The 2,750-nt window shown below is 66.0% G+C and carries 2 protein-coding genes; one reads left to right on the top strand and one right to left on the bottom strand.

Going from position 1 to position 2,750, the window contains the following annotated elements:
* Window positions 1-14: 14 nt before the first annotated feature.
* On the bottom strand, window positions 15-617 hold the full coding sequence (locus ACH4S9_RS31685; protein WP_385343645.1) for a LuxR C-terminal-related transcriptional regulator: 603 nt from the start codon (window positions 615-617) through the stop codon (window positions 15-17).
* Between the two features lie 779 nt (window positions 618-1,396).
* Here ACH4S9_RS31685 and ACH4S9_RS31690 point away from each other — a divergent pair.
* Complete coding sequence (locus tag ACH4S9_RS31690; protein ID WP_311723956.1) at window positions 1,397-2,428, top strand: GDP-mannose 4,6-dehydratase; 1,032 nt, start codon at window positions 1,397-1,399, stop codon at window positions 2,426-2,428.
* The last annotated feature ends 322 nt before the right edge of the window (window positions 2,429-2,750 follow it).

Below are 2,750 nucleotides of genomic sequence, written 5' to 3' on the forward strand. Positions count from 1 at the left end.
GAGGGACGGCCGGCCTACTTCACGAAGTCCGAGACGACCCGGGCCGGCCAGGTGCCCACGGTGAGCATGCCCGCCGAGTACGCCCGGGATATCAGGGCGGCGCGGTTCGGGGCCTTCATCTTCCGGAGCATCGAGCCCACGTGGTATTCGACGCCCTGCCTGCTGAGATAGAGCTTGGAGGCCATCTGCACGGTCGACGCGCCGGTGGCCACCCCCTCCAGGATCCGGGCCTCCAGCGGTGAGAGCAGCAGACGGCGCTGGGCGCGGGGCTCGTCCTCCGGCGACTGGTTGTCCGGCTTGACCAGCACGACGATGGCCGACAGCCCGTCCGAGGAGCCCTGGACGGCGGTCGCGGTCAGCACCCCCGAGAACGGGTGCCCAGTGGAGCGGTATCCCACGACCCGTTCGGTGAACCGGGTGCGCCGGCCGTCGTGCAGCCGCAGGAAGTGTTCGCGGAGGACGGAGGGCGAGCTGGGACGCAGCAACTCGAACAGGTTCCGGCCGCACAGCTCCGCCGAGGATCCGGCGAAGTAGCGGAAGAAGTCGTCGTTTCCCGCCTGGACCCGGAGGTCCGGATCCAGAGTGGCCATGCCCGTGCCGTACTCGCCCGTGGACACTCGGGCCCGGTTCCCTGCGTCTCTCTGACCGGGTGCCGGGTGTGTCACCGGAATGGTGTTGGAGAGGGTCAAGAGGAGTCACCTCTTTCGGTCGTTTCAGCGACGACGCGAGGGACCTTGCCCATGAAATGCTCAGGGCGCGGACCTGATGTGCGGCCTCGGCGACGTCAATTGACCATGCTTTAAGTTTGCTTTCAGTGATCCGTTTCCCCGAGCGGATCGAGGAAACGGCGGATATGTTTCGCGCTACCCCCGCGAAGGTCAACTGGTGATATCGCTAGGGGATCGAGTGACGGGTGTTAGGCGCAGTTCTAAGTGTATATCCGAACCCTGCTCCGACCCGCTGCCCGTATGTCGCCTTGTGGTGACCGTTCTTGCCCGAGTGCCCGCGTCGGTCACCGGTTGTGTGCGGGGCGGGCAGTGTAAGAGCGGGGGCGCGGCCGCGGTGTGAAGGAGTCTCGGTGGGTGGAAACGGAATACGATCATCGGCGGGCCGAAACTGGTCAGTATCCCCTTGCTACCTGCGAGAACATGAGAAATGGTGAACCTGGAGAGGCGCTTCAAGTCTCGGAAATCCCCTAGCGTACAGCCGGTTCCTTGACATGATTCCTGAGCGGCTGTGAAGGTTGGGCTAGACAACCTCGCATTCGGAACCGGGCAACCGACCCATGGCCATTGCGGGTGTGCCTCAAGCAGTGGAATGCGTCGAATTCCCTGTGCCGCCCACTGCGCGAAAAAACCACTCGACGGTGTTTCCGCGGTCGTGGAAGGGGTCCTTTATGTCCAAGCGTGCGCTGATCACCGGAATAACCGGCCAGGATGGATCTTATCTGGCCGAGCACCTGATCGCTCAGGGCTATCAGGTCTGGGGACTGATCAGGGGCCAGGCGAATCCAAGAAAGCTGAGGATCAGCCGACTGGCCTCGGACGTCACCTTTATAGACGGCGATCTGATGGACCAGGCGAGCCTGGTCGCGGCCGTCGACGCGGTTCAGCCGGACGAGGTGTACAACCTCGGCGCCATCTCGTTCGTGCCGATGTCCTGGCAGCAGTCCGAACTCGTCACCGAGGTCAACGCCATGGGCGTGCTGCGGATGCTCGAGGCGATCCGCATGGTGAGCGGGCTGGACAAGTCCCGCGGCGGCGGTGGCGGCGGGATCCGCTTCTATCAGGCGTCGTCCTCGGAGATGTTCGGGAAGGTCACCGAGACACCGCAGCGGGAGACGACGATCTTCCACCCCCGCAGCCCGTACGGTGCGGCCAAGGCGTACGGGCACTTCATCACCCGCAACTACCGCGAGTCCTTCGGGATGTACGCCGTGTCCGGCATGCTGTTCAACCATGAATCGCCGCGCCGTGGCGCGGAGTTCGTGACCAGGAAGATCTCGCTGGCGGTGGCCCAGATCAAGCTCGGGCTCCAGGACAAGCTCTTCCTGGGCAACCTGGACGCGGTGCGCGACTGGGGCTTCGCGGGGGACTACGTCCGCGCGATGCACCTGATGCTTCAGCAGGACGAGCCGTCCGACTATGTGGTGGGAACCGGCCGCATCCACTCGGTGGGCGACGCCGTGCGCATCGCCTTCGAGTGCGTGGACCTCGACTGGGAGGACTACGTGGCCATCGACCCGACCCTGGTCCGCCCCGCCGAGGTGGAGACGCTGTGTGCCGACAGCACACGGGCCCGCACCGAGCTGGGCTGGGAGCCGGCCGTGGACTTCCGTGAACTGATGGCCATGATGGTGGAGTCCGACCTCAGCCAGGCCTCCCGCGAACGCGACTACGGAGATCTGCTGTCGGCCACGAGCTGGTGAACACCTCCGCATAAGTTGCCCGGTGGCGCGCCGAGCGCCACCGGGCACCGTCGTGTTCCCTGGACACCGGTCCCGGATGACTAGGGGTTTCCTCGCCGGCCCGTGATGACACTGGGCTGCGGGAGCCTGGTTCGCCATCGCTCATGGCCACCACCGAGGGGCCGCGGCCGCCGCTTCCCATGTGGGGGGAAGCCGGGCGGCCGCGGACCCGCCCTTGGTGGCCCCGGCCCCGGCCGCGTGTGTCCGGTGGGTTCGGCCGCGCCGAATCCGCTCCCCTGCCCTGCGGTTTGCCTGCCGCCTGCGTCGAGACGGGTTGAGTGAG

Source organism: Streptomyces sp. NPDC021225, assembly GCF_044332865.1.
In the GTDB taxonomy this organism is placed as follows: domain Bacteria; phylum Actinomycetota; class Actinomycetes; order Streptomycetales; family Streptomycetaceae; genus Streptomyces.